4 protein-coding genes, 1 tRNA gene and 1 pseudogene are annotated in these 6,647 nt (G+C 60.0%); 5 read left to right on the forward strand and 1 reads right to left on the reverse strand.

Annotation, left to right across the window (positions count from 1 at the left end):
- Positions 1 to 249 (forward strand): annotated as a pseudogene (locus RMO18_RS19540) (deoxyguanosinetriphosphate triphosphohydrolase); the annotation flags it as partial.
- 260 nt (positions 250 to 509) lie between these two features.
- On the opposite strand, the gene RMO18_RS19545 reads toward RMO18_RS19540, so the two are convergent.
- Positions 510 to 968 (reverse strand): disulfide bond formation protein B, encoded by a 459-nt coding sequence (locus tag RMO18_RS19545; RefSeq protein WP_309668195.1) that lies wholly within the window; start codon positions 966 to 968, stop codon positions 510 to 512.
- A 254-nt stretch (positions 969 to 1,222) separates the two neighbouring features.
- On the opposite strand from RMO18_RS19545, the gene RMO18_RS19550 reads away from it, so the two are divergent.
- From RMO18_RS19550 to RMO18_RS19565, 4 genes are all read left to right on the forward strand, one after another.
- Entirely contained in the window at positions 1,223 to 2,071 is an 849-nt protein-coding gene (locus RMO18_RS19550) for a neutral zinc metallopeptidase (protein ID WP_309668192.1), read from the forward strand.
- A 54-nt stretch (positions 2,072 to 2,125) separates the two neighbouring features.
- Positions 2,126 to 2,209: transfer RNA gene (locus RMO18_RS19555), tRNA-Leu, on the forward strand.
- Between the two features lie 476 nt (positions 2,210 to 2,685).
- Positions 2,686 to 3,372: a Hint domain-containing protein gene (locus RMO18_RS19560; protein ID WP_309668193.1), complete on the forward strand. Its 687-nt coding sequence runs from the start codon at positions 2,686 to 2,688 to the stop codon at positions 3,370 to 3,372.
- Between the two features lie 215 nt (positions 3,373 to 3,587).
- Positions 3,588 to 6,647, forward strand: a 3,060-nt coding sequence (locus RMO18_RS19565) for a Hint domain-containing protein (protein WP_309668194.1), incomplete at its 3' end; no start/stop codon positions are given.

Genomic DNA, 6,647 nt, shown 5'->3' on the forward strand with positions numbered 1-6,647 from the left:
GTGCGCAGTTTCCTGTTCCACCGGATGTATCGCGCGCCATCCGTCATGTCGGTCCGCGCCGAGGTGACGCAAGTGATCGATGATCTTTTCGCGCGCTTCATGGCGGACCCGTCCGTCCTGCCCGCCGAATGGCAAGATGACATCAAGGCGGCGCGCGACGGCACCGATCTTGCCCGCATTGTGGCGGATTACGTGGCGGGCATGACCGACCGGTTTGCGATTCAGGAACATCAGCGGCTGCGTGCCTGACCGGCCTTTTTGGCCACGCTGACCAAAGGTCACGCCATCACGGAAATCATGGCGGATGCCCAGCGTGGTGCGCTGCGCCTCATGCTCAGCGCCGGAAGTGCCAAAACGATCAAGACAGCGATCGCACAGAATCCGCTTGTCCGCAAAGATTTACACATTATATCAATAAGATAAATTTGCTTATCATATGGCCGAGAGGCACAAACCGCCGACCAAAACGCCCGGTAGTCCAGTTGCACTCATTCTGCTTTGGTCTGCTGTTAGCGCCGTGCTGCTGCCAGCCAGATCACCACCAACCCCAGCGACAGAATTACGTTCCAGCCCGCCATTGAAACGCCCAGCAGCTGCCAGGCAATTTCGTCGCAGCGCACCGGTGCCGCCACCACAATGTTCGGGTTCAGCAGATCAGCCGTCGACAGCCCCTTGATCGACCCCGCCGTACAAGACGCCAGCCCCTCCCACCACTTTTGCTCCACGCCGACATGAAACATCCCGATGCCGGCCGAGGTCAGTGCGGCCAGCCCCCCAAAAAGCGCCAGCGCCCGCCAGCCAAGCACCAGCGCCAGAACGCCAATCAGCATCGCCGCCGCATGCGGCCAGCGTTGCCACAGGCACAACTGGCAAGGGGCAAGGCCGCCGATGTATTGAAACCCGAACGCCCCGGCCAGAAGCGCCGCTGATCCAAGCATGGCGATCAGGATCAGTTGCGAACGGGTCAGGGTCATTGCGGCCTCGCGCGAAGGGTTGGATTGCCGCGCGACCTTACGCCGGTGGTCGGGCAGGGGGAAGTCACGCTTCGGTGGCCCCCAGATTCAGGCTTTGACGAAGCCGCCGCAGCGGCTAGAGTTGCGTCAACCGGCAAAGCATTCCTTTCGGAATCGTTAACGCCGCTTCGCAAGTGGTTGTTTTGTATAGGCCACCCATCTTGTCCACGCGTGGACAAATCAGGGTGCCGGGGTCAGGGAGTATCACGATGGAATGGCGAGGCCGCCGCGGCAGCAACAATATCGAGGACCGCCGCCGCACCAGCGGCGCCCGCGTCGGTGGCGTCGGCGGGGTAGGCCTGATCGCCGTCCTCTTGATCGGCTACTTCCTCGGCATTGACGTGACCCCTCTCCTCAACGACCCCGGCAGCACCAGCCCCGGCGGCGCCCAGATCGAGTTGACCGCCGAGGACGAGGCCGCAGGCCAGTTCGTCTCTGTCACCCTCGCCGACACCGAGGAGGTGTGGACCAAAGTCTTCCAGGAACAACTCGGCCGGCCCTACCGCCCCGCGACCCTCGTCCTTTTCAAAGACGCCACCCGCTCCGGCTGCGGCGGTGCCTCCGAAGCGACAGGCCCGTTCTACTGCCCGCAGGATCGCAAGATCTACCTCGACACCAGCTTCTTCGTCACCCTCGAACGCCGCCTTGGCGCCAAGGGCGACTTCGCCGCGGCCTATGTGGTGGCCCATGAAATCGGCCACCACGTCCAGAACGAGCTCGGCATTCTTGGCAAGGCAAACACCCTGCGCCAACAGGTCAGCCAGGCGGAAAGCAACGAGATCTCGGTGCGCATCGAACTTCAGGCCGACTGTCTGTCCGGCATCTGGGCCAGAGAGGCGTCGCAGACGCTAGGAACAATCGAGCGGGGTGATCTGGAAGAAGCGGTGAACGCGGCGCGTCAGATTGGCGACGATACCCTGCAAGCCAACGCCGGCCAGCGCCCGATGCCACACACCTTTACCCATGGCACGTCCGAGCAACGCTCGCGCTGGTTCCAGACGGGATTGCAGTCTGGCGATCTGCAAGCCTGCGATACCTTCGGGACCGACCAGTTGTGACCGCTAAAGCCCGCATTGACGCCAGCTTCGCCCGCGTCTAAACGATGCGGCGTGGCCCGAGTGGCGGAACGGTAGACGCAGGGGATTCAAAATCCTCCGCCGCAAGGTGTGCGAGTTCGAATCTCGCCTCGGGCACCACATCCCGGTTGATTTGTAGCTTTGGCAGGCAGGTTCTCAGTGGCCGATTCTTTGAAGGCATTGGTGTCAGAACGCAATCATCGCGATCACCCAACGTTCGGTGGTGTGTGAGAGACAATGGTCGACGCATGACGACAGCGTGATGAAGGTAGCCAGAAATTGACCAAACCACCTTTGGTTGTGTGGGGTGAGCGCACTTGGTTTTCGTTGAACAAATGAACCACTGGACGTACAATAGATATCAAACAATTATAAATACTTAGCAGCATTGTTTAAGGTCTTCTTACCGTGCGGCGTCATGCGGCCTCGCTTTTGCTTCGATTACTGCCGAACGCAACTCGCGCAGAAGGCGAAATCGGCAGCTGACCTTGGCGGCAGCTCTGGTTTTCCTCTTTATTGCAATTGGTTCAACGGGTATTTTGCAGCGGTGCTTTAGGCTTTTTTTGACCGACACATAACAGCACGAAGGATGACCCTTGACCGCGCCAGGTGGCAGACAACAACAGATCGGCGGTCCTGTGGCCGCAGTGGGCGGGCCGGTGGATTGCGCCGCTTCGGATGTATCCGGGCAGCGCGTGACCCCATGCTTTACGCCGGGAACCCAGATCGCCACGCAACGCGGAGAGATTCCTGCACAGCTGTTGCGCGTCGGGGATCGGGTCATTACCCGCGACAACGGCATGCAGGAAATCCGCTGGGTCGGCCTGTGCCAGATGCACGTGCAGGACTTTCAAGCCAATCCGCATTTGCACCCGGTGGTCATCGGGCAGGGGCGTTTGGGCAAGGGCCTGCCGGAACGCGATTTGATCGTATCACCCGATCACCGGGTCCTGGTTGCCAACGGGCGCACCTCGATCTTTTCTGCCGAACCGGAGGTTCTGGTTGCCGCAAAACACCTTGGCGCCATTGGCGCGCGAACCGTCCAATCAAGCGGTACGATCTACATCCATTTCATGTTCGACCGGCATGAGGTGGTATTGTCGAACGGCGCGTGGACCGAAAGCTTTCAACCGCAAGACCGGACGCTGAAGGGCATGGGCAATGCCCAGCGCCTCGAAATTCTGGAACTGTTCCCCGCGTTGAAAACGCCCGCCGGTCAGAAGGCCTATCCGGCGGCACGCAGGACGCTGTCCTTCAATGCATCGGAAGACATTGAAAGGTGAGGCAAACTTGCATCTTTTCTAGCAATAGATCTGAGCAAAACTTGATCCTGACACGCTCTCAGCATAAGAAGGCGATTGTCCGACCTTAAACGACATTGTCGGGAATGTCTTTCGGTTGCCATAGTTTGGCTTTGTTTTCGCCGGTCCCTGACAGTATCCCCGCAGGCGTGCGTGACCAAGAGTAACCAGTGTCTTTAAGCTAGGAGTCGACAGCAATGGCAACGATCCCAGGGACAACGCTGAATGACAACCCGACGGTCGCCAATGGCGGGTCCGACTTTTATGACATGTTTGGCGGGAATGACACGGTCACGGCGGGGGCTGGGAACGATACAATTGATGGCGGCACCGGCAACGACCGGCTTTTTGGCGGCAACGATAACGACGTTCTGATTGGTGGATCGGGCAGTGACTCGCTTGATGGTGGCGGGGGCACAGATACTGCCAGCTATGCCACGGCGACTGCGAGCGTGGCGGTAACCATCAACGGCAATGGCACTCTGGCAGCGGGCGACGCAATCGGCGATACGCTGACTGGAATAGAGAATCTGATCGGTTCGAGTTTCAATGACACGCTGACCGGCGATAACAACAACAACTCCATCACCGGCGGCGATGGCAACGACATTATTGCCGGGCTTGGTGGTTCGGATACCGTTGACGGTGGCGAGGGAAACGACACTTTCACCCTGAGTAATTCCGATGACAACGATCTTATCATCGGTGGGGGCGGAATTGACACCGTCGACTATTCTTCAAGCGCCCGTGAGATAAATGCCAACCTGAGTGCTGCCACTCCCACCATCGACCCAGGCGGCGGCGGCAACACTTCCAGTTTGTCTGGTGTCGAAAACGTCATCGGCTCAACGCTGAGCGACACGATAACCGGGGATAGCATCGCGAACCTCCTGTCGGGCCTTGATGGCAACGACACGCTGACTGGCAATGCTGGCAACGACACTTTGCTGGGCGGCACGGGCGCGGACAGGCTGTTCGGCGGGGATGACCAAGACTTGCTCAGTGGCGGGATCGGTACCGACAGTCTTGATGGCGGCGCGGGCAATGACCTGCTGCAGGGCGGGGCCGACAATGACACACTGATCGGCGGCACCGGTAACGACACCCTGGAAGGGGACGATGGCGCCGACAACTTGACCGGTGTCGATGGCAACGACTCGTTGTCCGGCGGGATCGGGAATGACACGCTGGATGGCGGCATTGACAATGATACTCTGCAAGGCGGTCTTGGCGCCGACACGCTGATCGGCGGGGCCGGTATCGACACCGCGGATTACAGCGCATCCACCAGCCCGGTAAACGTCAACATCAGCGACAGCCTGACAGAAACCGGGGGCGATGCAGCGGGTGACACCCTCAGCGGCATCGAGAACATCACCGGGTCCGGGGGTGCAGACACACTGACTGGCGATGCCCAGCAGAACGTGATTGATGGCGGCACTGGGGCGGATACGATCAAGGCAGAGGGCGGCAATGACACCGTGCTGGCCGGCACTGGCGCGGACAGCGTCTTCGGCGGGTCGGGCGACGACACTATTTCTGCGGGCGATGGGAATGATACTGTCTACGCTGGTTCAGGTAGCGACACGGTTGATGGCGGCATTGGCGCCGACCTGATCTACGGCGGCAACTCAGCGCTTTCCAGCTCCACCTACATCACCAACGGCACGTTCACTGGTGGGGGTGCGGGCTGGACTGGCACGGACCTGGAGTTCAACCCGGAATCTTCCTACTTCAGTGGCGGCTCAGCAAACGGTGTTTCGGAAGTCGACGGGAACGCTGGCCAAATCACAGTGATGAGCCAAAGCTTCAACGTTGCCGAGGCGGTGTCGGCACAGGTGACGTTCCGCGGCATCGTCCGCACTGCCGGGACGGTCGGCCTTGACGGGTATCGGGTCGATGTACTGGATCCCGGTGGCAATGTCATCGCGACGCAGACGATCTTTCCGGGCTCCAATGTGCTGCCCAACTGGACCAACTATGCGTTCGAAGTCGAATTTCCGGCTAGCGGTTTATATACCCTGCGCTTCACCGAAATTGGCAACGGCGACAGTCTGGGGGCGCTGGTCGATGATGTGCAGATCACCTCGACGGTGGATCTTGCAGACATTCTGAACGGCGGTGACGGCAACGACACGATCTTTGGCGGGGCAGGGTCGGATGTCATTTCGGGCAATGCCGATGACGATTCGCTGTCGGGCGATGCGGGCAACGACACGCTTGACGGTGGCACCGGCAACGACACGCTGAACGGCGGGATCGGCAACGACAACCTGGATGGCGGTGCGGACAACGACAGCCTTCTCGGCGATTTGGGCAATGACACGCTGATCGGCGGGACTGGGAATGACAGCCTTGATGGCGGCGCGGACAACGATAGCCTTGATGGCGGCGACAACAACGACGTGCTGTTGGGCGGAATCGGCAACGACACGCTGACCGGCGGCAGCGGGAATGATACGCTGACGGGTGGCGCAGGTCTGGATCAGGCCTTTGGCGGGCTCGGAAATGATACCTTCCTTGTCGGCCTGAACGATGTGTTCGCCAGCTTGACGATCAAGGAAACCATCGTCGGTGGTGAAGACACCCCCGGCAATGCGGATGTCGACACGGTCAACCTGTTCGCCAGTGGCTGGACGTGGAGCACGATCGACATCATTTACCTCACTGCAGAATCCGGGACTATCAGGTTCTTCACACCCGGTGGCGTGCTCATTGGGGAAACGACGTTTTCCGAGATCGAGAAAATCATCCCCTGCTTTACACCCGGCACCATGATCGAAACCGATCGCGGAGATATCGCGGTCGAAACCTTGGCTGTGGGCGACATGGTGCTGACACGAGACCATGGGGTCCAACCGGTACGCTGGGTAGGGCGGCGCGAAGTTTCTTATGTTGAACTGCTTCTGTCGCCCAGCCTGCAGCCGGTGCAGATCGCCAAAGGTGCGCTTGATGGCACCGGTCCGGTCCGTGACATGATGGTTTCGCCGCAGCACCGTTTGTTCATTGAAGGGGCGCGGGCTGAACTGCTGTTCGGCGAAGCTGAAGTGCTGGTTGCAGCCAAGCATCTGGTTGGCCGCACAGGCGTTTCGTCGGCGCTGCCAAGCGCAGGGGTGAGCTATGTCCATGTGTTGTTTGACCAGCACGAGGTGATCCTGTCGGACGGCATCTGGACCGAAAGCTTCCAACCTGCCGGGCGAATGCTGTCGATGCTGGATCATGCGGCGCGGGAGGAGCTTTTGGCTCTGTTCCCCGAG

This window comes from Tabrizicola sp. (assembly GCF_031377265.1).
In the GTDB taxonomy this organism is placed as follows: Bacteria; Pseudomonadota; Alphaproteobacteria; order Rhodobacterales; family Rhodobacteraceae; genus JAUYQR01.

Bases quoted from the DNA above. Each gene is read 5' to 3' on its own strand.
- RMO18_RS19550 (WP_309668192.1), top strand. From the start codon at position 1,223: ATGGAATGGCGAGGCCGCCGCGGCAGCAACAATATCGAGGACCGCCGC.